The following is a 25841-nucleotide window of genomic DNA, read 5'->3' as shown; positions in this document are numbered from 1 at the left end:
CAGGCTTCGATGAACTGAAGCAAGTCGCTGCCGAAAACTGCGTAACTCGTTGAATCTCAAGGAGTTTTCCGTTTCGACTGCGCCGGAAGTGGGGCGAATTATAGACTTCCAGAATCTGCCGTCAACCGTTAATTTCAGTTTTCTTTCAACAACTTACAGATCGGTTAAAAAACGCACAATTCCATCTATATATAGGCAGGAAACAGCCTTCTTCTATATAGAGGCGATACTCAAAGCACTCCATCAGCCTTGAGTGCCTCTACCGCGCCAGCGCCCAGACCCAGCACCCGCTGCAAAACCTCCAACGTATGCTCGCCCAATAAAGGAGGCGCGCGAAGGTACTCGACCGGCGTCTGCGACAGCCGGATCGGACTCGCCACCTGCGGGACCATCCCCGCCAGTGCGTGCGGCAGCTCTATCGCCAACCCCCGCGCCTTCACCTGCGGATCCTCAAACACCTGGGACAGATCATTGATCGGCCCACACGGCACGCCCGCCTGCTCCAACTGCGCCACCCATTCGGCGGTGGTCTTGAATACCGTCGCCTGGCGGATCAGAGGAATCAACACCGCGCGGTTAGCCACCCGCAGCTTGTTAGTCGCGAAACGCGGATCATCCGCCCACTGCGGCTGGCCCGCTACCTCGGCAAACTTGCGGAACTGGCCGTCATTACCAACGGTAAGAATGAAATCACCATCGGCCGTCGGGAAGTCCTGATAGGGCACGATGTTCGGGTGTGCATTACCCAGTCGTTTCGGCGCATTGCCAGTAGTCAGGTAGTTCATCGCCTGATTCGCCAGGCATGCGACCTGCACATCCAGCAAAGCCATATCGATGTGCTGCCCGCCACCGTCGTGATCACGATGAGCCAGCGCCGCCAGAATCGCCACGGTCGAATATAGCCCCGTAAGAATGTCCGTCAGCGCCACTCCCACCTTCACCGGCCCGGCGCCTTCATCACCTTCAGGACGACCGGTCAGGTTCATCAGCCCGCCCAGCCCCTGGATCATAAAGTCATAACCGGCACGCTTGGCATACGGCCCGGTTTGACCGAAGCCAGTGATCGAGCAATAGATCAGGTCCGGATTGATCGCCTTCAGCGACTCGTAGTCCAGCCCATAGGCAGCCAGCCCACCGACCTTGAAGTTCTCGATCAGAATGTCCGACTTGGCCGCGAGGTCCCGCACAAGCTGCTGCCCCTCGGGGCGAGTGAAGTCGATCGTCACCGATTGCTTGTTGCGGTTGGCCGACAGGTAATAAGCCGCCTCGCTGGTGTTCTCACCATAAGCGTCCTTAAGGAAGGGCGGCCCCCAGGCGCGCGTGTCGTCGCCATTGCCCGGGCGCTCGACCTTGATCACCTCGGCGCCAAGGTCGGCGAGAATCTGTCCGGCCCACGGCCCGGCCAGCACGCGTGATAAATCCAGTACTCGCAGATGCGACAGCGCGCCCATGGTCGTTCTCCTATTAATAGAACGCCTGCAGACCGGTTTGCGCGCGACCGAGGATCAGCGCGTGAACGTCATGGGTGCCTTCATAGGTATTCACCACTTCCAGGTTGACCAGATGACGGGCCACACCGAACTCGTCAGAGATACCGTTGCCACCCAGCATGTCACGGGCCATGCGAGCGATATCCAGCGACTTGCCACAGGAGTTGCGCTTCATGATCGAAGTGATTTCGACCGCCGCAGTGCCCTCATCCTTCATGCGACCCAGGCGCAGACAGCCTTGCAGCGCCAGAGTGATCTCGGTCTGCATGTCGGCCAGCTTCTTCTGGATCAGTTGGGTAGCGGCCAATGGACGCCCGAACTGCTGACGATCGAGGGTGTACTGGCGAGCGGTGTGCCAGCAGAACTCGGCAGCTCCCAAGGCTCCCCAAGAGATGCCGTAGCGTGCGGAGTTCAGGCAGGTGAACGGGCCTTTCAGACCGCGCACATCCGGGAAGATGTTCTCTTCCGGGACAAACACGTTGTCCATGACGATTTCGCCGGTGATCGAGGCGCGCAGGCCGACCTTGCCGTGAATCGCCGGTGCGCTCAGGCCCTTCCAGCCTTTTTCCAGTACGAAGCCACGGATGTCGCCGGCATCGTCCTTGGCCCAGACCACGAACACATCGGCGATGGGGCTGTTGGTGATCCACATCTTGGCGCCGGTCAGGCTGTAGCCGCCGTCGACTTTGCGCGCACGGGTGATCATCGCGCCCGGGTCGGAACCGTGGTTTGGTTCGGTCAGACCGAAGCAGCCGATCCATTCACCGGAGGCCAGTTTCGGCAGGTATTTCTGCTTCTGTGCTTCTGTACCGAATTCGTTGATCGGCACCATCACCAGCGACGATTGCACACTCATCATCGAACGGTAGCCGGAGTCGACGCGTTCTACTTCACGGGCGATCAGACCGTAGCTGACGTAGTTCAAGCCGCTACCGCCGTACTGCTCAGGAATGGTCGCCCCCAACAGGCCGACTTCGCCCATTTCGCGGAAGATTGCCGGGTCGGTTTTCTCATGGCGGAAAGCTTCAAGCACGCGGGGCGCCAGGCTCTGCTGAGCGAATTGGGCGGCGGTGTCACGGATCATGCGCTCTTCTTCGGTGAGCTGTTGATCCAGCAGCAGGGGATCGATCCAATTGAAGCTAGCTTTACCGCCCATGAGTATGTCCTCGCAAATCGGTGAATTAACGTGGCATTGATCCTAGGCCCGGCTCGCCTACGGGGCAAACGAGGATTTCGCATCCTGTTGTGCTAATTTCTCACTCCGAAACGTCGCTGAATACCTTTTATGCGGCGCATTAGTGAGGTTGACGTACATGCGCAGGAAGATACCCAGCACCACGGCCCTGATCAGCTTCGAAGCCGCCGCTCGCCACGAAAGCTTTACCAAGGCTGCCGAAGAACTTTCCCTCACCCAAGGCGCCATTTGCCGACAGATCGCCAGCCTTGAGGAGTTCCTCAGTGTGGAGCTTTTCCGGCGCTCGCGACGTGGAGTGAAGCTGACGGAAGCGGGACTTTCCTACAGCCGTCGGGTGGCCACGCAACTGGACGCCGTCGAGCGCGACACGCTCTCGGTGATGGGCCAGCAAGGCACCAACGTGATCGAACTGGCGGTGGTGCCGACCTTCGGCACGCAATGGCTGCTGCCACGGCTCAAGGACTTCCAGCTCAAGCACCCCGAGGTCACCGTCAACCTGACCAACCGCACTCGTCCGTTCCTGTTTGCCGACACCGATTTCGACGCAGCGATCTACTTTGGCGACGCCGATTGGTCGGGTACCGAATCCCACAGGCTGATGGGCGAAAATCCGATGCCGGTATGCAGCCCCGCTCTCCTCGGCAGCAAGAAACATCTGACACCCAACGAGATTGCCGAGCTGCCTCTGTTGCAGCAAACCACTCGCCCCTACGCCTGGCGCCAATGGTTCAATTCGCAGCACCTGAACATCCCACGCGACATGACAGGTCCGCGCTACGAGCTATTCTCCATGCTGGCCCAAGCGGCCATGCACGACATGGGCATCGCGCTGATTCCACCGTTTCTGATTCAGCGCGAACTGGCCGAGAAACGCCTGGTGGTCGCCAACCCGAATGCGCTTTCCAGCATCAAGGCGTATTACCTGATGATTCCGGAGCGAAAGGTCGAATCGGCATCACTCAAGGCTTTTCGCGATTGGCTGGTCAATCAGGCAAACAGCTACAGCCTAGAAGGATAAAGGCTTACAGCGATTACTAACCCGGTAGTCAGGAAAATCAAAGCCCTACAGATATAAGTATTTGTCGCAAAATCACAGACTGTATCCGAAAGTCGTACAGACGTCCCACAAGCGCCTGAAGACGTGGCTTTGAGCCTCCATCCACGACTCATTACGGCCTATTCACGCCGCCGATGAGAAATTTTTTCAAATTCAGCCAGAATCCTTGCAAGGCACGGCCTGCAAGGGATTCAACTGGCCATCTGCGACATTCGGTCACGGGATGACTTGTAGTTAATTTTCCGTCACCCGTCATAATCCCTTGAAGGGCATAAAGTTCGCCTGCAAAATGCCGCGCCCCGCCCTGATTTGGCGGGATCGTGCTGATCGGCCGCCCCAGTCGCACCATCCGCAGTGCCTGGGTTTACTCAATAAGATCACGCAGGAGATTTGACGTGCACATTGGTGTTCCTCTCGAAACCCAGACCGGTGAAACACGGGTTGCTGCAACCCCGGAAACCATTAAAAAGCTGATCAGCCAAGGTCATAAGGTCACTGTGCAAACCGGCGCCGGCGTTAAAGCCAGCGTTGTCGACAGTGCCTATGAAGCGGCGGGCGCAACCATTGGCAGTGCCAACGATGCGTTCGGCGCCGAGCTGATTCTCAAAGTGGTCGCCCCCAGCGACGCCGAACTGGCGCTGATCAAGCGCGGCACGGTGCTGGTGGGCATGCTCAACCCCTTCAATAACGACACCATCGCCAAAATGGCCGAGTGCGGGATCACCGCGTTCGCCCTCGAAGCAGCGCCACGTACCTCTCGGGCGCAGAGTCTCGATGTGTTGTCGTCGCAAGCAAACATCGCCGGCTACAAGGCGGTGTTGCTGGCCGCGCACTACTATCCGCGCTTCATGCCGATGCTGATGACCGCTGCGGGCACCGTGAAAGCGGCGCGCGTGCTGATTCTGGGTGCCGGCGTGGCCGGGTTGCAGGCGATTGCCACGGCGAAACGTCTGGGTGCGGTGATCGAAGCGTCTGACGTGCGTCCGGCGGTTAAGGAACAGATCGAATCCCTCGGCGCCAAGTTCGTCGATGTGCCTTACGAGACTGACGAAGAGCGGGAATGCGCGGTCGGTGTCGGCGGTTACGCTCGCCCGATGCCGGCGAGCTGGATGCAACGTCAGGCCCAGGCTGTGCACGAACGCGCCAAGCAGGCCGACATCGTCATCACCACCGCACTGATCCCGGGCCGCAAGGCGCCGACACTGTTGAGCGCAGACACCGTGGCGCAGATGAAGCCGGGCTCGGTGGTCATCGACCTCGCGGCAGCTCAGGGCGGCAACTGCCCGCTGACCGTCGCCGATCAGGTCGTGGTCGAGAACGGCGTGACCATCGTCGGCCCGACCAACCTGGCCGGTGAAGTCGCTGCAGACGCCTCGGCGCTGTACGCCCGCAACCTGCTGGACTTCCTCAAGCTGGTGTTCACCAAAGAAGGCCAGTTCGACGTCAACCTCGAAGACGACATCGTCGCCGCGTGCCTGATGTGCCGCGACGGCCAAGTCATCCGCAAAAACGCCTAAGCAGGGATTCAGACGATGGAAGAGCTTATCTCCCCCGGTATCTACAACCTGATCATCTTCGTGCTGGCGATTTATGTCGGTTACCACGTGGTCTGGAACGTTACACCTGCGCTGCACACGCCGTTGATGGCGGTGACCAATGCCATTTCGGCAATCGTGATCGTCGGCGCCATGCTCGCTGCTGCGCTGACCGTCACGCCGCTGGGCAAGACCATGGGCACCCTCGCCGTGGCACTGGCTGCGGTCAACGTGTTTGGTGGCTTCCTGGTCACCCGCCGCATGCTTGAGATGTTCAAGAAGAAAGCCCCGAAAGCAAAAGAAGAGGCGCCGAAGTAATGAGCATGAATCTCGTCACGACGCTCTACCTGATCGCGTCGATCTGCTTTATCCAGGCCCTCAAAGGCCTGTCGCACCCGACCACCTCGCGGCGCGGCAACCTGTTCGGCATGCTCGGCATGGCGCTGGCCATCCTCACCACCGTCGGCCTCATCTATAAGCTTGGGGCTGAGCTGGCGACTGCGGGTATCGGTTACGTGATCGTCGGCCTGCTGATCGGCGGCACCGCCGGTTCGATCATGGCCAAGCGCGTTGAAATGACCAAGATGCCGGAACTGGTCGCGTTCATGCACAGCATGATCGGTCTGGCGGCGGTGTTCATCGCCATTGCCGCGGTGGTCGAGCCGCAATCGCTGGGCATCGTCAAGCAACTGGGAGACTCGATCCCGGCGGGCAACCGTCTGGAGCTATTTCTCGGAGCGGCGATCGGTGCAATCACCTTCTCCGGTTCGGTGATCGCCTTCGGCAAGCTGTCGGGCAAGTACAAGTTCCGTCTGTTCCAGGGCGCACCGGTACAGTTTGCCGGTCAGCACAAGCTCAACGCAGTACTGGGTCTGGCGACACTGGTGCTGGGCGTGACCTTCATGCTCACCGGCAACCTCGCAGCGTTCGCGCTGATGCTGGCCCTGGCGTTCGTGATGGGCGTGCTGATCATCATCCCGATCGGCGGCGCCGACATGCCGGTGGTGGTGTCGATGCTCAACAGTTACTCGGGTTGGGCTGCAGCGGGTATCGGCTTCTCGCTGAACAACTCGATGCTGATCATTGCCGGCTCGCTGGTGGGTTCGAGCGGTGCGATTCTCTCGTACATCATGTGCAAGGCGATGAACCGTTCCTTCTTTAATGTATTGCTCGGCGGTTTCGGCAATACGGCTGACGCAGGACCTGCCGGAGCGAAAGAAGCCCGTCCGGTTAAATCCGGTTCGGCCGACGACGCAACCTTCCTGCTGACCAACGCCGACACCGTGATCATCGTCCCGGGTTACGGCCTGGCGGTGGCCCGCGCGCAGCACGCCTTGAAAGAACTGACCGAGAAACTGACCCACCGTGGCGTGACCGTGAAGTACGCGATCCACCCGGTGGCCGGTCGCATGCCCGGGCACATGAACGTCCTGCTCGCCGAGGCCGAAGTGCCTTACGACCAGGTGTTCGAGATGGAAGACATCAACTCCGAGTTCGGCCAGGCCGACGTGGTGCTGGTACTCGGCGCCAACGACGTGGTCAATCCGGCCGCCAAGAACGATCCGAAATCGCCGATTGCCGGCATGCCGATTCTCGAAGCGTTCAAGGCCAAGACCATCATCGTCAACAAGCGCTCGATGGCCAGCGGTTATGCCGGTCTGGACAACGAACTGTTCTACCTGGACAAGACCATGATGGTGTTCGGCGACGCGAAGAAAGTCATCGAAGACATGGTCAAAGCGGTGGAGTAATCCTCCGCAGCTGCACCGGACGCCCCGACTTGTCGGGGCGTTTTTGTTTGCGCACAGCGTCGGACAATTTGCCGCGTTGTTGCAGATCCGGTAACGGTGTTTTACTTCAAACCCGCTAAATAGACGCCTCGTTTGCGACCTTGGTAGCGGGACAGGCGCCCGCGAAATTCACTAGACTGCGCATCCTGCTACTCGCTTCCCGAGAAATAATCCATGTACCGTGACCGTATTCGCCTGCCTTCGTTGTTGGATAAAGTGATGAGCGCCGCCGACGCCGCCGCGCTGATTGAAGACGGCATGACCGTCGGCATGAGCGGCTTCACCCGCGCGGGCGAAGCCAAAGCTGTCCCTCACGCACTGGCCGAGCGAGCCAAGGTCACGCCGCTGAAGATCAGCCTGATGACCGGCGCGAGCCTGGGCAACGACCTCGACAAGCAACTGACCGAGGCCGGCGTGTTGTCGCGGCGCATGCCGTTCCAGGTCGATAGCACCTTGCGCAAGGCAATCAACGCCGGCGAAGTGATGTTCATCGACCAGCACCTGTCGGAAACCGTCGAGCAACTGCGCAACCAGCAACTGAAGCTGCCGGACATCGCGGTGATCGAAGCCGTGGCCATCACCGAGCAAGGCCACATCGTGCCGACCACCTCGGTGGGCAACTCGGCGAGCTTCGCGATTTTCGCCAAGCAGGTGATTGTCGAGATCAACCTGGCGCACAACGCCAACCTCGAAGGCCTGCATGACATCTATATCCCGACCTATCGCCCGACGCGCACGCCGATCCCGCTGGTGAAAGTCGACGATCGCATCGGCAGCACCGCGATCCCGATCCCGCCGGAGAAGATTGTCGCCATCGTCATCACTCAGCAGGCGGATTCGCCGTCCACGGTGTCGACCCCGGATGTCGACACCAATGCCATCGCCGAGCACCTGATCACCTTCTTCAAGCAGGAAGTCAATGCCGGGCGCATGACCAACAAGCTCGGCCCGTTGCAGGCCGGGATCGGCAACATCGCCAACGCGGTGATGTGCGGCCTGATCGATTCGCCGTTCGAAGACCTGACCATGTACTCCGAAGTGCTGCAGGACTCGACCTTCGACCTGATCGACGCCGGCAAGCTGAGCTTTGCGTCGGGCAGCTCGATCACTTTGTCGGAGCGGCGCAACAGCGACGTGTTCGGCAACCTGGAGAAGTACAAGGACAAACTGGTGCTGCGCCCGCAGGAAATCTCCAACCACCCGGAAGTAGTGCGTCGTCTGGGTATCATCGGCATCAACACTGCGCTGGAGTTCGACATCTACGGCAACGTCAACTCCACCCATGTCTGCGGCACGCGGATGATGAACGGCATTGGTGGCTCGGGCGACTTCGCGCGCAACGCGCACCTCGCGGTGTTCGTGACCAAGTCGATCGCCAAGGGCGGCGCAATTTCCAGCGTGGTGCCGATGGTCAGCCACGTTGACCACACCGAGCATGACGTCGACATCCTGGTGACCGAAATCGGCCTGGCCGACCTGCGCGGCCTGGCCCCGCGCGAGCGCGCCCGGGTGATCATCGACAACTGTGTGCACCCGGACTATCGCCAGGCGCTGAACGACTACTTCACCGCAGCGTGCGCCATCGGTGGCCACACCCCGCACATCCTGCGAGAAGCCCTGAGCTGGCACATCAACCTGGAAGAAACCGGACGCATGCTCGCGGTGTAATCACACAGTCAAACCGCTGATGCAAACACAGTTTGTGTCAGCGGATTTTTTAACCCGCCACATCTGGCAAAAACTGTACTGCTGTACCGGTTGTTTCCTACAGATTTTGCCTACCTCCTTCCTCGAATTGAGCAAAAACGCACCACATTAGTGCCAACAGGTACAGTTTGCTCAATTTCGACCCGTACACCCCCTATAAACAGTTAACTGGTCACTCACAATACAGTTGAACTGTATCTAGAGAGACTAGGCAAACGAGAGGATCATGGGCACCAGTTAAACCACTACCTGATCCCGCCACAAGCGGAAGGATGTCAACCATGGAACGTACACTCAGTTCCGAACTGTTCTTCGAAGACAAAGCTGCAAAAAACCAGGCTTCCCTGCCTCTGCGCGTTATCGCCAACCTGATGTTGTGGCAGCGCCGCATCTCCAGCCGCCACCAACTGGCTCGTCTGGATTCGCGTCTGCTGGCTGACGCCGGTATCAGCGAAGCACAACGCTACGAAGAGCTGAGCAAGCCGTTCTGGCGCTAAGTAGCGTCGCTGGCTCTGGTCGTCAGACCCACCGCCAGCAACCCGAATTGAACACACAAGACCCGTCGCGGGAAACCGCGACGGGTTTTGTCGTTTCAGGGTTCGAAAATGCCCGTACAGCAGAATAATCAAAGTACAGGTACAGTTCTCAATAAACAAAATCTGAACCAGTACAATTTTTCATGAGTGTATCTGCTCGCCAAACTGCATCGGGCGCAGCATTTCCTTAACCCTCCTCGGTTTAAGGAAAACGCCATGAAAGGCTTACAGGATGTTTCGACAGCTTCGACTCTACCCCGCGCTCACTCGCACCCGTTGCGGCGCTTGTTTCGCCCCCTGTGGCAAGGACTGGAGCGCGCCAGGACGCGGCGCCTGCTGGCTCAACTGGACCAGCGCGACCTAGCGGATCTGGGCCTCAGCCATGCCGATCGGCTCAGAGAACTGGAGAACCCATTCTGGCGCTAGCATTCTGCCCACTGTCCGAACCTCACGCGCAGGCCTAATATCCACGCCAGAACGTGGCGAATCTTCTGTAACCCGCGTCTGACTCATCAGACACAAGCCACCTCTCAATACGGTTTACTATCAGGAGATCCACCATGTCCCGTCTTCGCCTGCTCAGCGCTGCCGCCTTGCTGGCCGTGGCTGCCAACGCCAGTGCCTCCAGCTTCATTGTGACCACCGACGCCGTGGTTGGCGCGCTGAAATCCTCCTCGGACGCCACCTCCGATGTCAGCTCTTCGCTGCGTGACAACAAAGTCGTGATCGCCGCCCGTGACGACGCTGCCAGCTTCGTCGCCAGTGAAGGCCAGATCCGTGGCGTGAAACTGGAAAGCGCCCTCGACCTGATCCGCCATCAGGCACCGCAGCTGAACGCGACCGACTTCCAACTGGCGCAAGCCATCCTCGCGATCTGATCCGCCGTTGCAGCACGGGGCACGCCAGTCGTGTCCCGATGTTTCGCCGCTGGCTCTGGCCCGGGCATTTGCGCTAGCCTTGAAGCTCGTTAACCGTTACCGAGTCTCATGCGTTTATTCAGACTGCTTTTCCCTTGCGTATTGGTCAGTGCCTTCTGGGCGACCTCGGTCGATGCCTTTGATGTATCCACACAAAACACCGTGGTCAGCGTTTGGGCGACCGGAATGGTGTCTTCCGCACCGTTCGACCGTAAACTGATCATCGCCGCTCACGATGACGCGGCGGCGTTTGTTGCCAGTGACGGTCAATTGCGCGGCGCGCAGCTCGAATCCGCCCTGCATTACTTGCGCAAATCCCGACCAAAACTTCATGTCAGCGACCTTGAACTGGCACAGGCAATTCTCGTCCAATAGTTATCATGATCCCTCGTTAACATTGCCCTCCGGAGTCGTTCCATGCGTAGCCCGCTGATTGCTGCCGCCCTTGGCCTGTTTTTGTTGGCCGATGTGGCCCAGGCACACACCCTGGTAGCCACCAGTAACATCATCGTTCGTGCCTCCCAGCGCACCATCGATTTCACCTCCGATACCACGACGTCGATTCGCGATTCGAAAATCATCCGCGAAGCCCACGACGATGCGGCCAGCTTCGTTGCCACCAACGGCGATATCCGCGGTGCGCACCTGGAAGCCGCCCTCAACACCTTGCGCACGCGCGTGCCGGAAGCCCGCGACGCCAGTGATCAGGTGCTCGCCGAAGCCATCCTCGCCCTGTGAAGTCACTTGGCGCCTGGCTACTGGCCGGGGCGTTGTTGCTGCTTGGCAACAGCGCCCACGCCAGCCTGCAATTGCGGCTCAAGACCGACGGCCTGAGCCCCGCTCAGCAGCAGGCCAGCCAGGCGCTGCTCGATGAAGCCATGCACAAGTTGCCACCCAGCTTCGTCGAACAACTGGACCGGCGCATCGATGTCGGCTGGACCGACGACATGCCCGGTAACGCCTACGGCCAGGCGACCCTGGTTGCCGAGCTCGACCTGAACCGCAAACTGCTCGCCGGCCTCACCGACGGCAGCGCGGCCAACGAGAAAACCAATCGCCCCCACGGCACGGTGCGTCAGGAACTGCTGGCAACGGTGCTGCACGAACTCACCCACATTTACGATCGCGCGCGTCTGTGGCCCGCCGCCGAACGCACGCTGATCCAGCGCTGCACTCGCCGCAGCAACAGCGCCGGCCTGGTCGGCATTCCCGACGAGTGCCGAGGCCAGACCGAGCGCCGCTTTACCCTCAGCGATGATCCACGTCTGCTAGATCTCGCCGGCTGGCAACAGTACGTCGGGCGCCGCGGCGAGCGTGAACAGCACAACCGTCAGGTGGCCCGCAGTCCGGACCTGTACGAAATCTCCAGTCCGAAAGAGTTTGTCGCGGTCAACATGGAGTATTTCCTCCTCGACCCGAGCTATGCCTGCCGCCGTCCGACGCTCTATCGCTACTACAAGGCGCGCTTCGGCTGGGCACCACCGGCCAAGGACACCTGCAGCAATACCTTCGCCTTTCTCAACGCCGGCAACGACTTCGCCAAACAGCCCTTGGGCCAGGTCGACCCGGAGCGAGTGTATGCCGTCGATTATCTGCTGGCTGAAGCCAACCAGAATTGGGTCAGCCGCTGGGGCCACAGCATGCTGCGCCTGGTGATCTGCGCACCGGGTCGACCACGGGGCCCGGATTGCCGGCTCGACCTCGACCAGCACCTGGTGCTGTCCTACCGCGCCTTTGTCGGCGACGTGCAGTTGTCGAGCTGGGACGGACTGGTCGGCAAATATCCGTCACGCCTGTTCGTCCTGCCGCTTGCGCAGGTCATCGACGAATACACCAAGACTGAATTGCGCAGCCTCGCCTCGGTGCCATTGAATCTGTCACGCGACGAGATCGAAGGCGTGGTCGAACACGCTGCCGAAATGCACTGGAGTTATGACGGCAACTACTTCTTCCTGTCGAACAACTGCGCGGTGGAAGGCCTGAAATTGCTGCGCAGCGGCAGCAACAACAAGCAACTCGTCGGCCTCGACAGCATCATGCCCAACGGCTTGCTCGAAGTGCTCAAAGGCCGGGGGCTGGCCGACACCAGCGTGCTCGACAATCCCAAGGAAGCGCTGCGCCTGGGTTATCGCTTCGACTCGTTCCGCGATCGCTATCAGGCGATGTTCGATGTGTTGAAAAAGCAGCTGCCGATCAAGCAAACCAGCGTCGAAGATTGGCTATCGCTGTCTGCCGAGGAACGTCGCCAGTGGTTCGAACGTGCAGACCTGCGCACCAGCGCTGCATTGCTCCTGCTGGAACAGGCGAGCTATCGCCGTCAGTTGCTGCTGGCCCAGGACGAGGTCAAGCAGCGTTACCTCGGCGCTCGGGAGCTGGAAAACGGCGGCATGGACAAGGCCAACGCCACCCTGCAGGAAATTCTCGCCAACAGCGGCTTCCTCAGTCGTCCGGCAGAACTGCTCGACAGCCGTGGCTACGGGCTGCCGCAACCAAGCGAGTTCAAGCGCCTGCAGGACGAAAGCGCCCAACGCCAGAAACAACTGCTGGCGCTGAGCGGCGATCTGGACAAGGAAGTGCGCAAGTTGCTGGAACCCAAGCGAGCGGCCGAAATTGCCGCCAGCGAAGCCAACGTGAAGCAGATCGGCGAGCATCTGCGCAAACTGCACAAGGCGTCCGGCGGACTGGAGCTACCCTGAGACAGAAAACTGGAACTGAATCTTGTGGCGAGGGAGCTTGCTCCCGCTCGGCTGCGCAGCAGTCGTGAATCGGTTGAATGCCGAATTTTCAGGGCTGCTCCGCGCCCCAACGGGAGCAAGCTCCCTCGCCACAGATGATCGTGCCAAATCAGTACAAAACACCATCCAGAATTTCGTAAACGATCCCGGTACCCACCGCGATCAGCACGATATCGCCCCCAGCGCGGCGCCATTCATAACCCGGATACACCGGCAAACGACTCAGTGCCCGACCGTCCAGCCGCTCGCCGTAATAACCGTGCGGCAACGGCCGGCCACGTTCCAGACGAATGCCCGGCGGTGGCGGTGCACCGCGCACGAAGTAGCCATGATTGTCGCGAATAGTCTGGCGCACCGGGCCGAAATCGCGCGGCGGGCCGCCACGGTGGTCGTTCTGCGGGCCACGGTGATCGTCACCACGGTTGTCGTAGTGGCCCTGCTGCGGGCCGCCGTGGTCATGATCATCGCGTGGATCATCGCGTGGATCAGCGCTGGCCAGCAGCGGCGTCGCGCTGAGCATCAGCACGCCCAGTCCGGCAATCAGACGTTTCGGCATTTTCATCAAGTCTTCCTCACTGCACCAACAGCAAAAAGGGATTCAGAACGTGGTTCTGAATCCCTCGGTCTTGCTCAATTAGGCCGTGATGTGAGGCGCTAATTCCTCTGTATCAGGAACTTTACCTTCAGCTGACGCGGGCCTGACGCACGCCCTCGGACAGCGCCTTGCACAGACCCAGCACGCCATCGACAGCCTGGGCCGGCGTGGTCGCATTGGCGATGTGATCGATCAGTGCCGAACCCACCACCACCCCGTCCGCCAAACGAGCGATGGACGCCGCCTGCTCCGGAGTACGAATACCGAAACCGATGCTGATCGGCAGGTCAGTGTGGCGACGCAAACGGGTGACCGCCTCTTCGACGTGTTCCAGAGTCGCCGCACCGGCACCGGTCACACCGGCCACCGACACGTAGTAAACGAAGCCCGAGCTGCCATTGAGCACTTTCGGCAGACGCGCATCATCAGTGGTCGGGGTGGTCAGGCGGATGAAGTCCAGACCTGCAGCCTGTGCCGGGTCGCACAGTTCATTATTGTGCTCTGGCGGCATGTCGACCACGATCAGACCGTCGACGCCCGCTTCCTTGGCATCAGCGATAAAACGCCCAACGCCATACATGTGAATCGGGTTGAAGTAGCCCATCAGCACCAGCGGCGTGTCGCTGTTGCCTTCGCGGAACTCGCGAACCATTTGCAGGGTTTTCGCCAGATTCTGCTTGGCGCCCAAGGCACGGATGTTCGCCAGTTGAATCGCCGGACCATCGGCCATCGGGTCGGTGAACGGCATGCCCAACTCGATCACGTCGGCGCCAGCGCCGGGCAAACCTTTGAGGATCGCCAGCGAGGTGTCGTAGTCCGGATCACCGGCGGTGACGAAGGTCACCAGCGCGGCGCGATTCTGTTGCTTGAGGTCGGCAAAACGGGTTTGCAGGCGGCTCATCAGTGTTTCTCCTGCTTCGACTGTTCCATGTGATGCATGACGGTCTGCATGTCTTTGTCGCCACGGCCGGAGAGGTTGACCACCATCAGGTGATCCTTCGGCAGTTTCGGTGCGCGTTTGAACACTTCAGCCAACGCATGGGCGCTTTCCAGCGCCGGGATGATGCCTTCGAGGCGGCAGCACTGGTGGAACGCAGCGAGGGCTTCGTCGTCGGTGACCGAGGTGTACTGGACGCGGCCGATGTCATGCAACCAGGCGTGCTCAGGGCCGATGCCGGGATAGTCGAGGCCGGCGGAAATCGAGTGGGCGTCGATGATCTGGCCATCGTCGTCCTGCAGCAGGAAGGTACGGTTGCCGTGCAGCACACCCGGTACGCCGCCATTGAGGCTCGCCGCGTGCTTGCCGGTTTCGATGCCGTAACCGGCCGCTTCGACGCCGATGATCTCGACGCTCTGGTCGTCAAGGAACGGGTGGAACAAGCCCATGGCGTTGGAACCGCCACCGATGCACGCCACCAGGCTGTCCGGCAGACGACCTTCCTGAGCTTGCAGCTGCTCGCGGGTCTCCTTGCCGATCACCGCCTGGAAGTCGCGCACCATGGCTGGGTACGGGTGCGGGCCGGCCACGGTGCCGATCAGGTAGAAGGTGCTGTCGACGTTTGTCACCCAGTCACGCAGCGCTTCGTTCATCGCGTCTTTCAGGGTGCCGGTGCCGGCCACCACCGGAATCACTTCGGCGCCCAGCAGCTTCATGCGGAACACGTTGGCCTGCTGACGTTCGATGTCCGTGGTGCCCATGTAGATCACGCAGTCCAGACCGAAACGTGCGGCCACGGTGGCAGTCGCAACGCCGTGCATGCCGGCACCGGTCTCGGCGATGATGCGTTTCTTGCCCATGCGCCGCGCCAGCAGGATCTGGCCGATGCAATTGTTGATCTTGTGCGCGCCGGTGTGGTTCAGCTCTTCGCGTTTGAGGTAGATCTTCGCGCCGCCGCAGAACTCGGTCAGACGCTCGGCGAAGTACAGCGGGCTCGGACGACCGACATAGTCACGCTGGAAGTAGGCCAGCTCTTCCTTGAACGCCGGATCTTCCTTGGCCGCCTCGTATTCGCGGGCCAGATCGAGGATCAACGGCATCAGGGTTTCCGCCACGTAGCGGCCACCAAACGCGCCGAACAGGCCGTTATCGTCAGGCCCGCTACGCAGGTTGGAGGTGTTCGAAGTCTGGGTCATGATGTGCTCCAGGTGAATTCGGGTGAGAAGACAATGGCGTCCACTCTACCCCTGACCTCCCAGGCTGAAAACCGATAAGATCGCCACAACCTGTCAGGAAAACTCACAGATACCATGAGCCACGACCTTCCCCCGCTGAACGCCTTGCGCGCGTTCGAAGCCACCGCCCGGCTTAACAGCGTCAGTCAGGCGGCCGAACAGCTGCACGTCACTCATGGTGCAGTCAGCCGTCAGCTCAAAGCGCTCGAAGAGCATCTGGGCGTGAGCCTGTTCGTCAAGGATGGTCGCGGCTTGAAACTCACAGATGCCGGTGTTCGTCTGCGAGATGCCAGCGGTGAGGCCTTCGATCGCTTGCGCAGTGTGTGTGCCGAGCTGACGCAAAGCACCGCTGACGCGCCGTTTGTGCTCGGCTGCTCCGGCAGTCTGTTGGCGCGCTGGTTCATCCCACGCCTGGGGCGGCTCAACGCCGATCTGCCGGACTTGCGTCTGCACTTGTCAGCGGGTGAAGGTGATCTCGATCCACGGCGCCCTGGACTCGATGCCTTGCTGCTGTTCGCCGAGCCGCCATGGCCGGCAGACATGCAGGTCTACGAACTGGCCGCAGAACGCATCGGCCCGGTGATGAGCCCGCTGTTCAGCGGCTACCAACGCCTGCAAGCGGCGCCGGCGTCAGCCTTGCTCAGCGAGCCGCTGCTGCACACCACATCGCGCCCACAAGCCTGGCCGAGTTGGGCACAGCAAAATCACCTCGACGCCAAGGCGTTGAAGTTGGGGCAAGGTTTTGAGCATTTGTATTATCTGCTGGAAGCCGCAGTGGCCGGACTCGGCGTGGCAATCGCGCCAGAGCCGCTGGTGGCCGAGGACTTGAAGGCCGGTCGCCTGGTTGCGCCGTGGGGCTTTTGCGAAACCCCGGCGCAACTGGCGTTGTGGCTACCCAAGCGCGCCGCAGACGGACGCGCCCGGCAACTGGCGCAATGGCTCAAGAATGAGCTGCGCCAGACGGATCACTCGCCGCGCTTGAACAGCAAATAAGCAGCCAGCAGACCGATTGCACCGACCGCCACACCGGCGGTGGTCCAAGGGTGTTCCTGAGCGTAATCGCGGGTGGCGATGCCGGTCTCGCGTGTTTTCACTTTAACTTCTTCATAGGCATCGCTGAGCAGGCTGCGCGAATGTTTCAGCGCGCTTTCAGCGTTGCTCTTGAGCGCCTTGAGGGTCTTGCGCGACTCGTCGGACGCGTCGTCCTTCAGGCTTTCCAACGATTTGAGCAGACTCTCGATCTCGGCTTCCATGCTTTGCAACGAGGCTTTACGTAAAGAGGTGTTGGCCATGGTGGCTCTCCTGCATTGGTGATGAGTGGCGTGTGTTGGTTGGGACTTCAGCGGTTTGAGAAAGTGCAGAAAATCTGAACTTCGCTTGCATTGAGCCGCCGAAATCAACAGTGCAGATTCACTGCTAGTCTCAAATCCACACATCCAGGAGATCGCCATGAGTGACCATCATACGTACAAGAAAGTCGAGCTGGTCGGCTCGTCCACCAGCAGCATCGAAGACGCCATCAACAACGCGTTGGCCGAAGCCAACAAGAGCATCAAACATCTGGAATGGTTTGAAGTGGTCGAGACCCGAGGCCACATCAAGGACGGCAAGGCTGCGCATTTCCAGGTCACACTCAAAGTCGGCTTCCGGATTGCCAGCAGCTGAGTTTGGGCTACGCTTCTGAACTTGCGCGCTGGCCGAGTGCCATAGGAATGGCAAAGCGCTACAAGGTGAGTGCATCGGGAGACCTGATGCCCACCTCTTTTAATCCGACCAGGGAGTGCGACCGATGAAGAAGTTCATATTGGCAGTAGGTTTGTTGAGCCTTGCGGGTGGCGCGTTTGCTGCTGGCAAGCCTTGTGAAGAGCTGAAAGGCGAGATTGCAGCGAAGCTGGATGCCAAGGGCGTTGCAGGGTATTCGCTGGAGGTTGTCGACAAGGGAGCCAATGGCGGAAAAGTTGTGGGCACTTGTGAAGGCGGCACCAAGGAAATCGTCTACAAACGCGGGTGATCGCGATTGAAATGCAAAAGCCGACGCGAAGGCGTCGGCTTTTTTGTGGGCCACTGGTTCCCAATGTGGGAGCGGGCTTGCTCGCGAAAGCGTTATGTCAGCCGACATCCAGGGTGTCTGACACTCCGTCTTCGCGAGCAAGCCCGCTCCCACAGAAGCCGTATTCCAGAGTCAGCCCTTCATGACTTGGGCCAGCAACTCATAGGAATGCAGGCGATCGGCATGCTCATACAGATCGCAGGTGAAAATCAGCTCATCGGCCTGGGTCTGCTCGACCAGCACCTCCAGCTTCGCACGGATCTTCTGCGGGCTGCCGACCATCGCCAGACCGAGGAAATCTCCCACCGCCTCGCGCTCATGCGGCAGCCACAGGCCGTCCATGGTTTTCACCGGCGGACGTTGCACCAGACTCTGCCCACGCATCAGCGCGAGAATTCGCTGGTACACCGAGGTCGCCAGGTAGTCGGCCTGCTCATCGGTATCGGCCGCCACCAACGGCACCCCGAGCATCACGTACGGTTTATCGAGCACTGCCGACGGCTTAAAGTGGTTGCGGTAGACGCGAATCGCCTCGTGCATGAAGCGCGGGGCGAAGTGCGAGGCGAAGGCGTAGGGCAAACCACGCTCACCGGCCAGCTGCGCGCTGAACAGGCTGGAACCGAGCAACCAGATCGGCACGTTGGTGCCGGTGCCGGGCATGGCGATCACCCGTTGATCCGGGGTGCGCGGGCCGAGGAAGCGCGCCAGCTCGGCGACGTCTTCCGGGAAATCATCGGCACTGCCGGAGCGCTCACGACGCAGGGCGCGGGCGGTCATCTGGTCGGAGCCGGGCGCGCGGCCCAGACCCAGATCGATGCGTCCCGGGTACAGGCTTTCAAGAGTGCCGAACTGTTCGGCGATCACCAGCGGCGCGTGGTTGGGCAGCATCACCCCGCCGGAGCCGACGCGAATCGTCGAGGTACCGCCGGCCAAGTATCCCAGCAACACCGAGGTGGCAGAACTGGCGATGCCGTCCATGTTGTGGTGTTCGGCGACCCAGAAGCGGGTATAGCCGAGTTTCTCGACATGCTGTGCCAGATCCAGCGAGTTGCGCAGCGATTGCGTCGGGCTGCCGTTCTCGCGCACGGGCACCAGATCAAGGGTGGAAAACTTTACGTCGGACAGTTGCTTCATAAACCTGCGTCTCCGAATGAGGAGGCAGGTTTTTCTTGCGAACGAAAACCTGCCCAATCCATAAGCGTGTTTTATGCAATGAGGGCATATACCCGAGTTTCAATAGCCGCGATGAAATTTCCTACTAAAAAAGTCAACGATTCAACCGGGCTGAACTTTGTCCCGACGTCTATCCTCAGAAGCCTTGCAAGCAAAAACCACGACGGCGCGGCGTTCCGCGCCAGATCTTGAGGAGGCAGACATGGCTATCGTGAAGAAAGCATCCGCACATTGGGCAGGCGATCTGAAAACCGGCATCGGCTCGATCTCCACTGAAACCGGTGTCCTCAGAGAAGCCCCCTACGGCTTCAAGGCCCGCTTCGAAGGCGGCAAGGGCACCAACCCGGAAGAACTGATCGGCGCGGCGCATGCCGGCTGTTTTTCCATGGCGTTCTCGATGATTCTCGGTGATGCGGGCCTGAAGGCCGAGAGCATCGACACCCAGGCTGAAGTGACCTTGGATCAGGTCGAGGGTGGCTTTGCCATCACCGCGATCAAGTTGATCCTCAAGGCGAAAATCCCGGGCGCTACTCAGGCGCAGTTCGAGGAACTGAGCAACAAGGCCAAGGAAGGGTGCCCGGTGTCCAAGGTACTGAATGCGAAGATTACCCTTGAGGCTTCGCTGGTTAGCTGAATCAGCGCTGACTGACCCACTCGCGAGCAGGCTCGCTCCCACATTGGAATGCACTTCAAATGTGGGAGCGAGCCTGCTCGCGAATGTAATCCACAAATCAGCGCAGTTATTGAAGATGTGAGCGAAGTCAGAACCTGCCCCGCAAAAATATGGTCGAATAAGTGACAGCAGCTTCAGCGCACGCCCGTGCGCGCTGCATCAGGGAGCTTCATCTATGAAACGTATTGGCTTGGCGATTCTTTGCAGTGCACTGGCCACAACGGTTCTCGCCGCACCGAAAGACTGCGAGGAATTGAAGAAAGAGATCGAAGTAAAGATCCAGGCGAATGCAGTGCCGTCTTACACACTGGAAATTGTCAGCAAGGAAGAGGCCGACAAGCACGACGTGGCGATGGTTGTCGGCACCTGCGAAAACGGCACAAAAGCGATCGTCTACCAGAAAAACGACATCTGACAGTCCGCTCAAGGCACGCAGTTGATCTGGCGTTCTTCGGCAACTATCTGCCCTTGGCGATTGATCAACCGAGCACTCGGCGTGAACGCCAGCGACCGGGCTTCAAGTCGGTAACGTTGCCCGGCTTCGAAATGATCGTAGCGCACGGTCATGTAACACAGGCGTTCCTGCGGGTCGGTGTCCAAGCCCTGGCTGCCACCGAAGATCTCGAAATCGAAGCGCACCGTCAGCTCATGACTGCCCGGCGCGACCTGGAAAAAGCGCCCGTCCCGCAGGCGCACGTTGTCCAGCCGTTCAGCCATCAGCACCTTACCGCCGGGTGTCGGCATCGAAAAGTCGACCCAGGCGTTGCCGGGATCGGCTGCCGGCATCGGGCTCTGGCAGCCAGCAAGCAGACTTGCAGCGAGCAACAACGTCAACCTGTGCATGATCAATGTCCCGTGATTTGGACATCCAGCATAATCCCGATCAGGTTTTCTGGCAGCCTGCGGGTGTGCCCTGCCCTACGACTTTGCGCTGTTCATCATAAAGCCTGGCCCACGGCCGAAAACCGATGCTGCCGGCTTGCAACTGATAGCGCTGACCGGCGTTGAAGTCCTTGAATTTCACCTTCAACTGACAATCGCGCCACAGCGGTTCGGCGTCGGGGCCGATGTTGGTGGCTTCGACCGGAAACTGATAACGCACCTTCAACTCATGGCTGCCGGGCTGCACTTCGAAATAACGTTTGTCGACAGTTGCCTTGTCATCGACTTTCAGCGCTTGCAACGCCGTGTCCTGTTGCCGGGCATCGAGATCAATCCAGGCTTGCGAGGGGTCAGGATCGGGCATTCCGAATCCGGCACAACCGGCCAGCGTCAGCAGGCCTCCTGTCAGCAACAACATGCGCATAGCGAAGCTCCAAATGGCGGGATAGTCTTGCGGGCAGACTTTCCAAAGGATTTTTATTTTGAGCAGGCCGCTTCCAAGCCATGGGTTACTTGATCGCGTTTTTCGGATTTTGTTTCCGGGGGTGATGTTTTTGTTGCTCAACGGTTGTTCCAGCGTCAGCTATTACAGCCAGTTGGCCAGCGGTCAGTTGCAGTTGTTGCGAGCGCGTGAGCCGGTGGCCAAGGTGATTGCCGACCCAAGCCGCGATGCAACCCTGCGCACGCACCTGACCCAGTCGCAAAAGGCCCGGGACTTCGCCAGCGAACAGCTGCACCTGCCGGACAACCAGAGCTATCGGCTGTACGCCGACATCGGCCGGCCGTATGTGGTGTGGAACGTGTTCGCCACCCCGGAGTTTTCCCTGACCCCGCAGAACCATTGCTTCCCGATCGCCGGTTGCGTGGCCTATCGCGGCTACTACAGCCAGAGCGCTGCCCGGGGCGAAGCGGCGATTCAGCGCCTGCAAGGCATGGACGTGGCGATTGGCGGCGTCGAGGCCTATTCAACCCTCGGCTGGTTCAATGACCCGATCCTCAATTCGATGATGGGCTGGGGTGACGAACGCCTGGCCACGCTGATCTTTCATGAACTGGCGCATCAGCGCTTCTATGTGAAGGACGACACCGAGTTCAATGAGTCGTTTGCCACGTTTGTCGAGCAGGAAGGCACCCGCCAGTGGCGGGCGTTTCGTGGCCTGCCGCCGGACACCGATGCCAGGCTCAAGCAGCGCGATCAGTTCATCGAACTGGTGCTGGAAACGCGCTCGCGGCTTGAAGCGCTTTACGCCCAGCCGCTGCCGGCCGAGCAGATGCGCGAGCGTAAAGCAGCGCAATTCGAGCGGTTTCGGCGCGATTACCGGGTGACGCGCGACAGCCAGTGGGCCGGGGACAAGCGCTATGACGCGTGGGTGAATATGCCGCTGAACAATGCGCGGTTGTTGCCGTTTGGCCTGTATGACCAGTGGGTGCCGGCGTTTGCGGCACTGTTCAGGCAGGTTGGGGGGGATTGGGTGCGGTTTTATGTTGAGGTTGAGAAGTTGGGCGGGCTACCTGTCGCGGAGCGTAAGGCGGCACTAAGAGCGCTGGCAGAATCCTGATTTCGCATTGGCTGAACTGGCCTCTTCGCGAGCAGGCTCGCTCCCACATTGAAGCGGGGTGCAACAAAAATCCCCCGTGGGAGCGAGCCTGCTCGCGAAAGCAATTTCATCAGCGCCGCAAAAATGCCTGATGCAACTCAGCCAAAGTCTCAAAGTGATAAGCCGGCGCTTCGGCACTCAACTCTTCAAAACTGCCAAACCCATAGCCCACTGCCGCCGCGTCCACGCCGTTGCTGCGCGCGCCGATCAGATCATGCTTGCGGTCGCCGATCATCAGCGTATTGGCCGGATCCAGCCCTTCTTCGGCGATCAGGTGCGCAATCAGCTCGACCTTGTTGGTCCGCGTGCCATCCAGCTCACTGCCGTAGATCACCTTGAAGTGTTTGGCGAAGTCGAAGTGCCGGGCGATTTCCCGGGCGAACTCCCAAGGTTTGGAGGTCGCGATGTACAGCTGTCGCCCTTGCCCGCTCAGGGTCTCGAGCAACGGTGTGACGCCATCGAACACACGGTTTTCGTACAGGCCGGTGACCTTGAAGCGCTCGCGATAGAAATTTACCGCCTCCCAGGCCTTGGCCTCGTCGAAGCCATAAAACTGCATGAATGCCTGCAACAGCGGCGGGCCGATGAAGTGTTCGAGTTTGCTCAGGTCCGGCTCGTCGATGCCGAGTTTGCTCAAAGCGAACTGGATGGAACGGGTGATGCCCTCACGCGGGTCGGTCAGGGTGCCATCGAGGTCGAACAGTACGGTCTGGTAGTGCATGAGAAATCCTGAGCAGGTGTAGGTCGATTCAGAGCTGGTCGTAGCCTTCGGCCAGATGCAGGTCCTTGAGCTTCACGTAGTTCGCCGCGCTGTAGGTGAAGAAGGCTTGTTCCTTGTCGGTCAGCGGGCGGATCTGCTTCACCGGGCTGCCCACGTAGAGGAAACCGCTTTCCAGGCGCTTGCCCGGCGGCACCAGGCTGCCGGCGCCGATGATCACATCGTCCTCGACCACCGCGCCGTCCATGACGATGCTGCCCATGCCGATCAACACGCGGCTGCCAACGCTGCAGCCATGCAGCATGACCTTGTGGGCGATGGTCACGTCATCGCCGATCAGCAGCGGAAAGCCGTCCGGGTTGAATGGCCCGGCGTGGGTGATGTGCAGCACGCAGCCGTCCTGCACGCTGGTGCGCGCGCCGATACGGATGCGGTGCATGTCGCCACGGATCACGGTCAGCGGCCACACGGAGCTGTCTTCGCCGATTTCGACGTCGCCGATCACCACCGCGGAGGCGTCGACAAACGCGCCTTGACCGAGCTGCGGGGTGTGATTCTGGTACTTGCGAACGGGCACGATAAGTTCTCTCTCTGTCGCCGATAGCTGCGGTGAGTGTCGATTGTAATTAAGATGGGCGCATGTTTCTTCCAGCCAAGGTGCCAACCGTGAGCGTGAACAACCCTCTTCTGCAGTCCTACGACCTGCCGCCGTTCTCCACGATCCGTGCCGAACACGTGCTGCCAGCCATCGAAACGATCCTGGCCGACAACCGCGCCGCCATCGCCGAAATTCTCAAGACCCAGGTTCAAAACCCGACCTGGACCGGCCTGGTGCTGGCGATGGACGAACTCAACGATCGCCTCGGCGCTGCCTGGAGCCCAGTCAGCCACCTCAATGCCGTGTGCAACAGCGCTGAACTGCGCGAAGCCTACGAGTCGTGCCTGCCGGCCCTGAGCGCCTACTCCACCGAGATGGGCCAGAACCGCGAGCTGTTTCAGGCCTATGAAGCGCTGGCCAACAGCCCGGAAGCCGACGGTTTCGACGTGGCGCAAAAAACCATTCTGGAACACGCCCTGCGCGATTTCCGTCTGTCGGGTATCGACCTGCCGGAAGCCGAACAGAAGCGCTACGCCGAAGTGCAGAGCAAACTGTCCGAGCTGGGCAGCCGCTTCTCCAACCAGTTGCTCGACGCCACGCAAGCCTGGACCAAGCACGTCACTGAGGAGGCTGCCCTCGCCGGCCTGACTGATTCGGCCAAGGCGCAAATGGCTGCCGCCGCGCAGGCCAAAGGTCTCGATGGCTGGCTGATCACCCTGGAATTCCCGAGCTACTACGCGGTGATGACCTACGCCCAGGATCGCGCGCTGCGTGAAGAAGTCTATGCCGCCTACTGCACCCGTGCGTCGGACCAAGGCCCGAACGCCGGGCAGAACGACAACGGCCCGGTCATGGAAGAGATCCTCGACCTGCGTCAGGAACTGGCAAAACTCTTGGGCTTCGCCAGTTTCTCCGAGCTGAGCCTGGCCACGAAAATGGCCGAGTCCAGCGATCAGGTGCTGAGCTTCCTGCGCGACCTGGCCAAACGCAGCAAGCCGTTCGCTGCGCAGGATCTACAGCAGCTGCGCGCCTACGCCGCCGAACAGGGCTGCGCCGATCTGCAAAGCTGGGACAGCGGTTTCTACGGGGAAAAACTCCGCGAGCAGCGCTACAGCGTCGCTCAGGAAACCCTGCGTGCGTACTTCCCGATCGATAAAGTCCTCGGCGGTCTGTTCGCTATCGTCCAGCGCCTGTACGGCATTGAAATCGCCGAACTGAAAGGCTTCGACACCTGGCACCCGGACGTGCGCCTGTTCGAAATCAAGGAAAACGGCCAGCACGTCGGGCGCTTCTTCTTTGACCTCTACGCCCGCGCCAACAAGCGTGGCGGTGCGTGGATGGACGGCGCCCGCGACCGTCGCCGCACCGTCGACGGCGTGCTGCAAAGCCCGGTGGCCAACCTGGTCTGCAACTTCACCCCGGCCGACAGCGGCAAGCCTGCGCTGCTGACCCACGATGAAGTGACCACCCTGTTCCACGAATTCGGTCACGGCCTGCATCACCTGCTGACCCGCGTTGATCACGCCGGTGTTTCCGGGATCAACGGCGTGGCGTGGGATGCGGTCGAGCTGCCAAGTCAGTTCATGGAAAACTGGTGCTGGGAGCCGGAAGGCCTGGCGCTGATTTCCGGTCATTACGAAACCGGCGAGCCGCTACCGCAAGACCTGCTGGAGAAAATGCTCGCGGCGAAAAACTTCCAGTCCGGGCTGATGATGGTCCGTCAGCTGGAATTCTCGCTGTTCGACTTCGAACTGCACGCCACCCATGGTGACGGCCGCAGCGTGGCGCAAGTGCTGGAAGGCGTGCGCGACGAGGTGTCGGTGATGCGTCCACCGGCGTACAACCGCTTCCCCAACAGCTTCGCGCACATCTTCGCCGGCGGTTACGCGGCGGGCTATTACAGCTACAAGTGGGCGGAAGTGCTGTCGGCGGATGCCTTCTCCAAGTTCGAAGAAGACGGCGTGCTCAACGCCGAAACCGGTCGCGCCTTCCGCGAAGCGATTCTCGCGCGTGGCGGCTCGCAGGCACCGATGGTGCTGTTCGTCGACTTCCGTGGCCGTGAGCCATCGATTGACGCACTCTTGCGCCATAGCGGCCTGAGTGAGGACGCAGCAGCATGAGTGAGGCACCTGTGATTACCAAGAAGCGCTTTATCGCCGGGGCTGTCTGCCCGGCGTGCAGCGAGCCGGACAAACTGATGATGTGGAACGAGGACAGCGTGCCGCACCGTGAGTGTGTGGCCTGCGGTTACTCGGATACATTGAACGAGCAAGGGTTGTCGGTTCCCAAGGAACTGGGCACGCGGGTCAATACCAGCGCGCTCAAGCCGGCGCCGGACAAGACCGTCCAGGCCGTGCAATTCTTCCCGAATCCGAAGCTGAAGAAAAAGTCCGAAGACTGAGCCGGCAAATAACCCTCCA

The 25841-nt window shown here is 60.3% G+C and carries 30 protein-coding genes; 19 read left to right on the top strand and 11 right to left on the bottom strand.

From position 1 onward, the window contains the following. Positions 1 to 230: 230 nt before the first annotated feature. Entirely contained in the window at positions 231 to 1451 is a 1221-nt protein-coding gene (locus QRN61_RS07640; protein WP_285373504.1) for a CaiB/BaiF CoA transferase family protein, read from the bottom strand. Positions 1452 to 1464: 13 nt separating this feature from the next. Next, on the bottom strand, positions 1465 to 2646 hold the full coding sequence (locus QRN61_RS07635) for an acyl-CoA dehydrogenase (RefSeq protein WP_003220420.1): 1182 nt from the start codon (positions 2644 to 2646) through the stop codon (positions 1465 to 1467). A 157-nt stretch (positions 2647 to 2803) separates the two neighbouring features. On the opposite strand from QRN61_RS07635, the gene QRN61_RS07630 reads away from it, so the two are divergent. From QRN61_RS07630 to QRN61_RS07580, 11 genes are all read left to right on the top strand, one after another. Beyond that, positions 2804 to 3703, top strand: a complete 900-nt coding sequence (locus QRN61_RS07630) for a LysR family transcriptional regulator (protein ID WP_097090188.1) — start codon at positions 2804 to 2806, stop codon at positions 3701 to 3703. A 434-nt stretch (positions 3704 to 4137) separates the two neighbouring features. After that, a complete protein-coding gene (locus QRN61_RS07625) occupies positions 4138 to 5259 on the top strand; it encodes a Re/Si-specific NAD(P)(+) transhydrogenase subunit alpha (protein WP_007962844.1) in 1122 nt (373 codons plus the stop codon). Between the two features lie 15 nt (positions 5260 to 5274). Further along, the gene (locus QRN61_RS07620) at positions 5275 to 5595 is read left to right on the top strand and encodes an NAD(P) transhydrogenase subunit alpha part 2 (RefSeq protein ID WP_003220416.1); all 321 of its coding nucleotides are present in this window, start codon (positions 5275 to 5277) and stop codon (positions 5593 to 5595) included. Then, on the top strand, positions 5595 to 7028 hold the full coding sequence (locus tag QRN61_RS07615; RefSeq protein WP_095139707.1) for an NAD(P)(+) transhydrogenase (Re/Si-specific) subunit beta: 1434 nt from the start codon (positions 5595 to 5597) through the stop codon (positions 7026 to 7028). The genes QRN61_RS07620 and QRN61_RS07615 overlap by 1 nt, the downstream gene beginning before the upstream one ends. Positions 7029 to 7241: 213 nt before the next feature. Beyond that, positions 7242 to 8735: a succinyl-CoA:acetate CoA-transferase ScpC gene (scpC, locus tag QRN61_RS07610; protein WP_027610193.1), complete on the top strand. Its 1494-nt coding sequence runs from the start codon at positions 7242 to 7244 to the stop codon at positions 8733 to 8735. Positions 8736 to 9055: 320 nt separating this feature from the next. After that, the gene (locus tag QRN61_RS07605; protein WP_007962833.1) at positions 9056 to 9271 is read left to right on the top strand and encodes a DUF1127 domain-containing protein; all 216 of its coding nucleotides are present in this window, start codon (positions 9056 to 9058) and stop codon (positions 9269 to 9271) included. A 255-nt stretch (positions 9272 to 9526) separates the two neighbouring features. Continuing rightward, complete coding sequence (locus QRN61_RS07600; RefSeq protein WP_285373503.1) at positions 9527 to 9736, top strand: DUF1127 domain-containing protein; 210 nt, start codon at positions 9527 to 9529, stop codon at positions 9734 to 9736. Between the two features lie 134 nt (positions 9737 to 9870). Next, positions 9871 to 10188, top strand: a complete 318-nt coding sequence (locus QRN61_RS07595; RefSeq protein WP_007962831.1) for a DUF2388 domain-containing protein — start codon at positions 9871 to 9873, stop codon at positions 10186 to 10188. A gap of 108 nt (positions 10189 to 10296) precedes the next feature. Beyond that, complete coding sequence (locus QRN61_RS07590) at positions 10297 to 10602, top strand: DUF2388 domain-containing protein (RefSeq protein ID WP_027610195.1); 306 nt, start codon at positions 10297 to 10299, stop codon at positions 10600 to 10602. Positions 10603 to 10644: 42 nt separating this feature from the next. Then, entirely contained in the window at positions 10645 to 10965 is a 321-nt protein-coding gene (locus QRN61_RS07585) for a DUF2388 domain-containing protein (RefSeq protein WP_007911662.1), read from the top strand. After that, the gene (locus QRN61_RS07580; protein WP_285373502.1) at positions 10962 to 12923 is read left to right on the top strand and encodes a DUF7844 domain-containing protein; all 1962 of its coding nucleotides are present in this window, start codon (positions 10962 to 10964) and stop codon (positions 12921 to 12923) included. The genes QRN61_RS07585 and QRN61_RS07580 overlap by 4 nt, the downstream gene beginning before the upstream one ends. A gap of 148 nt (positions 12924 to 13071) precedes the next feature. On the opposite strand, the gene QRN61_RS07575 is transcribed toward QRN61_RS07580, so the two are convergent. The 3 genes from QRN61_RS07575 to trpB form a co-directional block, all read right to left on the bottom strand. Continuing rightward, positions 13072 to 13524 (bottom strand): anti-virulence regulator CigR family protein, encoded by a 453-nt coding sequence (locus QRN61_RS07575; RefSeq protein WP_285373501.1) that lies wholly within the window; start codon positions 13522 to 13524, stop codon positions 13072 to 13074. A gap of 121 nt (positions 13525 to 13645) precedes the next feature. Further along, positions 13646 to 14458: a tryptophan synthase subunit alpha gene (gene trpA, locus QRN61_RS07570; protein WP_096797304.1), complete on the bottom strand. Its 813-nt coding sequence runs from the start codon at positions 14456 to 14458 to the stop codon at positions 13646 to 13648. Next, positions 14458 to 15690 carry a tryptophan synthase subunit beta gene (gene trpB / locus QRN61_RS07565; protein ID WP_041074734.1) on the bottom strand — a complete coding sequence of 411 codons (1233 nt, stop codon included), beginning with the start codon at positions 15688 to 15690 and terminating at the stop codon, positions 14458 to 14460. Before trpB ends, trpA begins: the two co-directional genes overlap by 1 nt. A gap of 114 nt (positions 15691 to 15804) precedes the next feature. Between trpB and QRN61_RS07560 the strand changes: the two genes are divergently transcribed. Next, the gene (locus QRN61_RS07560; RefSeq protein ID WP_285373500.1) at positions 15805 to 16722 is read left to right on the top strand and encodes a LysR family transcriptional regulator; all 918 of its coding nucleotides are present in this window, start codon (positions 15805 to 15807) and stop codon (positions 16720 to 16722) included. On the opposite strand, the gene QRN61_RS07555 is transcribed toward QRN61_RS07560, so the two are convergent. After that, a complete protein-coding gene (locus tag QRN61_RS07555) occupies positions 16695 to 17021 on the bottom strand; it encodes an ElaB/YgaM/YqjD family protein (protein ID WP_003220391.1) in 327 nt (108 codons plus the stop codon). The genes QRN61_RS07560 and QRN61_RS07555 overlap by 28 nt on opposite strands. 157 nt (positions 17022 to 17178) lie before the next feature. Here QRN61_RS07555 and QRN61_RS07550 point away from each other — a divergent pair, with 157 nt between their 5' ends. After that, the gene (locus QRN61_RS07550; protein ID WP_027610201.1) at positions 17179 to 17394 is read left to right on the top strand and encodes a dodecin; all 216 of its coding nucleotides are present in this window, start codon (positions 17179 to 17181) and stop codon (positions 17392 to 17394) included. A gap of 124 nt (positions 17395 to 17518) precedes the next feature. Then, positions 17519 to 17740 carry a DUF1161 domain-containing protein gene (locus QRN61_RS07545; RefSeq protein ID WP_027610202.1) on the top strand — a complete coding sequence of 74 codons (222 nt, stop codon included), beginning with the start codon at positions 17519 to 17521 and terminating at the stop codon, positions 17738 to 17740. 171 nt (positions 17741 to 17911) lie between these two features. Here the strand turns inward: QRN61_RS07545 and QRN61_RS07540 are convergent, their stop codons facing one another. Then, positions 17912 to 18913: an LLM class flavin-dependent oxidoreductase gene (locus tag QRN61_RS07540; RefSeq protein WP_103368008.1), complete on the bottom strand. Its 1002-nt coding sequence runs from the start codon at positions 18911 to 18913 to the stop codon at positions 17912 to 17914. Between the two features lie 241 nt (positions 18914 to 19154). On the opposite strand from QRN61_RS07540, the gene QRN61_RS07535 reads away from it, so the two are divergent. Both QRN61_RS07535 and QRN61_RS07530 read left to right on the top strand, forming a co-directional pair. Beyond that, the gene (locus tag QRN61_RS07535) at positions 19155 to 19586 is read left to right on the top strand and encodes an OsmC family protein (RefSeq protein ID WP_007962818.1); all 432 of its coding nucleotides are present in this window, start codon (positions 19155 to 19157) and stop codon (positions 19584 to 19586) included. Positions 19587 to 19800: 214 nt separating this feature from the next. Continuing rightward, complete coding sequence (locus QRN61_RS07530) at positions 19801 to 20040, top strand: DUF1161 domain-containing protein (RefSeq protein WP_027610205.1); 240 nt, start codon at positions 19801 to 19803, stop codon at positions 20038 to 20040. Between the two features lie 8 nt (positions 20041 to 20048). On the opposite strand, the gene QRN61_RS07525 is transcribed toward QRN61_RS07530, so the two are convergent. Beyond that, positions 20049 to 20468 (bottom strand): PA0061/PA0062 family lipoprotein, encoded by a 420-nt coding sequence (locus tag QRN61_RS07525; protein WP_285373499.1) that lies wholly within the window; start codon positions 20466 to 20468, stop codon positions 20049 to 20051. 40 nt (positions 20469 to 20508) lie between these two features. Next, a complete protein-coding gene (locus QRN61_RS07520) occupies positions 20509 to 20931 on the bottom strand; it encodes a PA0061/PA0062 family lipoprotein (protein WP_027610207.1) in 423 nt (140 codons plus the stop codon). 58 nt (positions 20932 to 20989) lie between these two features. Between QRN61_RS07520 and QRN61_RS07515 the strand changes: the two genes are divergently transcribed. Continuing rightward, a complete protein-coding gene (locus QRN61_RS07515; protein WP_285373498.1) occupies positions 20990 to 22066 on the top strand; it encodes an aminopeptidase in 1077 nt (358 codons plus the stop codon). Positions 22067 to 22175: 109 nt separating this feature from the next. Here the strand turns inward: QRN61_RS07515 and QRN61_RS07510 are convergent, their stop codons facing one another. Both QRN61_RS07510 and QRN61_RS07505 read right to left on the bottom strand, forming a co-directional pair. Continuing rightward, positions 22176 to 22826: an HAD family hydrolase gene (locus QRN61_RS07510; RefSeq protein WP_041074751.1), complete on the bottom strand. Its 651-nt coding sequence runs from the start codon at positions 22824 to 22826 to the stop codon at positions 22176 to 22178. A 28-nt stretch (positions 22827 to 22854) separates the two neighbouring features. Continuing rightward, positions 22855 to 23400: a gamma carbonic anhydrase family protein gene (locus tag QRN61_RS07505; RefSeq protein ID WP_027610210.1), complete on the bottom strand. Its 546-nt coding sequence runs from the start codon at positions 23398 to 23400 to the stop codon at positions 22855 to 22857. A gap of 62 nt (positions 23401 to 23462) precedes the next feature. Between QRN61_RS07505 and prlC the strand changes: the two genes are divergently transcribed. Both prlC and QRN61_RS07495 read left to right on the top strand, forming a co-directional pair. After that, entirely contained in the window at positions 23463 to 25541 is a 2079-nt protein-coding gene (gene prlC, locus QRN61_RS07500) for an oligopeptidase A (protein WP_285373497.1), read from the top strand. Next, positions 25538 to 25822 (top strand): YheV family putative zinc ribbon protein, encoded by a 285-nt coding sequence (locus tag QRN61_RS07495; protein ID WP_007962808.1) that lies wholly within the window; start codon positions 25538 to 25540, stop codon positions 25820 to 25822. The genes prlC and QRN61_RS07495 overlap by 4 nt, the downstream gene beginning before the upstream one ends. Positions 25823 to 25841: the final 19 nt, after the last annotated feature.

It is taken from the genome of Pseudomonas sp. lyk4-TYG-107 (genome assembly GCF_030209055.1).
In the GTDB taxonomy this organism is placed as follows: domain Bacteria; phylum Pseudomonadota; class Gammaproteobacteria; order Pseudomonadales; family Pseudomonadaceae; genus Aquipseudomonas; species Aquipseudomonas putida_A.
This window is presented reverse-complemented; position numbering and strand designations above follow the sequence as displayed.

Coding starts and splice junctions, on each gene's coding strand:
- QRN61_RS07545 (WP_027610202.1), top strand. CDS start 17,519: ATGAAGAAGTTCATATTGGCAGTAGGTTTGTTGAGCCTTGCGGGTGGC.
- QRN61_RS07620 (WP_003220416.1), top strand. CDS start 5,275: ATGGAAGAGCTTATCTCCCCCGGTATCTACAACCTGATCATCTTCGTG.
- QRN61_RS07585 (WP_007911662.1), top strand. CDS start 10,645: ATGCGTAGCCCGCTGATTGCTGCCGCCCTTGGCCTGTTTTTGTTGGCC.
- QRN61_RS07510 (WP_041074751.1), bottom strand. CDS start 22,826: ATGCACTACCAGACCGTACTGTTCGACCTCGATGGCACCCTGACCGAC.
- trpA (WP_096797304.1), bottom strand. CDS start 14,458: ATGAGCCGCCTGCAAACCCGTTTTGCCGACCTCAAGCAACAGAATCGC.
- prlC (WP_285373497.1), top strand. CDS start 23,463: ATGTTTCTTCCAGCCAAGGTGCCAACCGTGAGCGTGAACAACCCTCTT.
- QRN61_RS07540 (WP_103368008.1), bottom strand. CDS start 18,913: ATGAAGCAACTGTCCGACGTAAAGTTTTCCACCCTTGATCTGGTGCCC.
- QRN61_RS07550 (WP_027610201.1), top strand. CDS start 17,179: ATGAGTGACCATCATACGTACAAGAAAGTCGAGCTGGTCGGCTCGTCC.
- QRN61_RS07560 (WP_285373500.1), top strand. CDS start 15,805: ATGAGCCACGACCTTCCCCCGCTGAACGCCTTGCGCGCGTTCGAAGCC.
- QRN61_RS07595 (WP_007962831.1), top strand. CDS start 9,871: ATGTCCCGTCTTCGCCTGCTCAGCGCTGCCGCCTTGCTGGCCGTGGCT.
- QRN61_RS07495 (WP_007962808.1), top strand. CDS start 25,538: ATGAGTGAGGCACCTGTGATTACCAAGAAGCGCTTTATCGCCGGGGCT.
- QRN61_RS07575 (WP_285373501.1), bottom strand. CDS start 13,524: ATGAAAATGCCGAAACGTCTGATTGCCGGACTGGGCGTGCTGATGCTC.
- QRN61_RS07555 (WP_003220391.1), bottom strand. CDS start 17,021: ATGGCCAACACCTCTTTACGTAAAGCCTCGTTGCAAAGCATGGAAGCC.
- QRN61_RS07520 (WP_027610207.1), bottom strand. CDS start 20,931: ATGCGCATGTTGTTGCTGACAGGAGGCCTGCTGACGCTGGCCGGTTGT.
- scpC (WP_027610193.1), top strand. CDS start 7,242: ATGTACCGTGACCGTATTCGCCTGCCTTCGTTGTTGGATAAAGTGATG.
- QRN61_RS07605 (WP_007962833.1), top strand. CDS start 9,056: ATGGAACGTACACTCAGTTCCGAACTGTTCTTCGAAGACAAAGCTGCA.
- trpB (WP_041074734.1), bottom strand. CDS start 15,690: ATGACCCAGACTTCGAACACCTCCAACCTGCGTAGCGGGCCTGACGAT.
- QRN61_RS07590 (WP_027610195.1), top strand. CDS start 10,297: ATGCGTTTATTCAGACTGCTTTTCCCTTGCGTATTGGTCAGTGCCTTC.
- QRN61_RS07635 (WP_003220420.1), bottom strand. CDS start 2,646: ATGGGCGGTAAAGCTAGCTTCAATTGGATCGATCCCCTGCTGCTGGAT.
- QRN61_RS07535 (WP_007962818.1), top strand. CDS start 19,155: ATGGCTATCGTGAAGAAAGCATCCGCACATTGGGCAGGCGATCTGAAA.
- QRN61_RS07530 (WP_027610205.1), top strand. CDS start 19,801: ATGAAACGTATTGGCTTGGCGATTCTTTGCAGTGCACTGGCCACAACG.
- QRN61_RS07615 (WP_095139707.1), top strand. CDS start 5,595: ATGAGCATGAATCTCGTCACGACGCTCTACCTGATCGCGTCGATCTGC.
- QRN61_RS07630 (WP_097090188.1), top strand. CDS start 2,804: ATGCGCAGGAAGATACCCAGCACCACGGCCCTGATCAGCTTCGAAGCC.
- QRN61_RS07640 (WP_285373504.1), bottom strand. CDS start 1,451: ATGGGCGCGCTGTCGCATCTGCGAGTACTGGATTTATCACGCGTGCTG.
- QRN61_RS07600 (WP_285373503.1), top strand. CDS start 9,527: ATGAAAGGCTTACAGGATGTTTCGACAGCTTCGACTCTACCCCGCGCT.
- QRN61_RS07525 (WP_285373499.1), bottom strand. CDS start 20,468: ATGCACAGGTTGACGTTGTTGCTCGCTGCAAGTCTGCTTGCTGGCTGC.